Annotated in this window: 1 protein-coding gene and 1 pseudogene; both read right to left on the bottom strand. The window is 58.3% G+C overall.

What is annotated here, in order from left to right; genetic code table 11:
* The coding region (locus A6U98_RS00040) for a cache domain-containing protein (protein ID WP_156667799.1) at positions 1–897 on the bottom strand (897 nt) is incomplete at its 3' end.
* A gap of 260 nt (positions 898–1,157) precedes the next feature.
* A pseudogene (locus tag A6U98_RS00035) lies at positions 1,158–1,479 on the bottom strand (chemotaxis protein); the annotation flags it as partial.

The following is a 1,479-nucleotide window of genomic DNA, read 5'->3' as shown; positions in this document are numbered from 1 at the left end:
CGTCGTCACCACGCGAGCCTGCAGCGTGGCTTCATCCTGCTGCTGGCGCAGATTGTTTTCGCGCTCGCTTTCCAGCGCCAGCTGCTGGGCCGCCTCGCGATCGGACATCGCATGACGTTCCCTGATCTTTTCCTGCAACGACTGCGTCGCCTTGGCCATCATGCCGACTTCGTTGTTCATGCCGATATGCGGGATGGCGATCGAAACATCCTCTTCGGCGACAGCCTTCAGGGCGGCATGGACGTTGTTGAGAGGTCCCGATATGCCGCGAATGACGATATAGGCGGCTGCCATGGCAAGGAAGAACAGAACGATGCTGCCGGAGAGTGCGGTGAGGATCGTGCTGTTTATCTGAGCATCGAGATCGTCCATGTAGACGCCGGTGACGACGACGACCTTCCAGGGATCGAAGGACTGTGCATAGGCCGTCTTGCGGAAATCGCCGGCCGGCTGGCCCGGTTTGCTGGTGGAATAAAATTCGACGAGACCGCCGCCCTGCTGCCCGAGCTTGACCAGCTCTTCGCGATAGAGCTTGCCTTTGCTGTCCGGCTGACCCTTCAGGTTCTGCCCGACTTTCGCGGTATCATAATGGAACATCATCTGGACGTCGTAGCTATAACCGAAGAAATAGCCGTCCGGATCGTATTTCATCCCGTTGACGGTGGTATAGGCCTGCTTCTGGGCATCTTCCAGCGTCATTTCGCCGGCGGTGACCTTGGCCTGGTAAAGCTTGAGAACGGAGACCGCCGACTGAACCTCGGCGCGCAGCATGTCGTAACGCTCCTTGTAGATCGCATCGACCGAGGAGCGGATCTGCAGGGAGGTGGCGATCGCAAAGGCGATCATCAGGCCGACGACCAGCAATATGAGCTGCTTCGAAATCTTCAAATTTTTCATGACGCCTCGCAACGGGAATGGATGGCTGCATTCCGGTGCGGTTTTCTACCGCCTGTGCGAGCGCGCCAAACAGGACGACGCGTCTACCGCTGCTAAAACAAACATGCTGCGACCGGGTAAGTAACCATTGATGCCCACCCTATAAAAAAGCTTTAATTTTATTATTCGCGACGTGCATTTCCCTAAAAATTGGGGGGTGCTTACAAAGCAAAACCGCCGGATTTTCATCCGGCGGTCGAATATCGCTTGTTTTCGAATTTTCAGCTGGCCCGGCGCATCGGTTCGGCCTGGCGGTGCTGTGGCGCACCGACACGGAAGCCGCGAATAAGGTCGATCAGCTCGTCGGTATCGGTGGCCAGCGTTTCGGCCGATGCGGTGGTCTCTTCGGCCATGGCGGCATTCTGCTGGGTGGCGGCGTCGAGCTGGTTCATCGACGAGGAGATCGAGCGCAGCGTCGTATCCTGTTCGGAGGCGCTGTGGGCGATCTTGGCGACGATCTCGTTGGCGGCCTTGATCTGGTCGGAGATGCGCTTCAGCGCCTCTCCTGCCTCGCCGACCAGACGGACGCCGTGGTCGACCTGG

It is taken from the genome of Rhizobium sp. WYCCWR10014 (assembly GCF_001657485.1).
Taxonomy (GTDB): domain Bacteria; phylum Pseudomonadota; class Alphaproteobacteria; order Rhizobiales; family Rhizobiaceae; genus Rhizobium.
The sequence above is the reverse complement of the archived record's forward strand: the minus strand, read 5'-3'. Positions and strand labels throughout refer to the sequence as shown.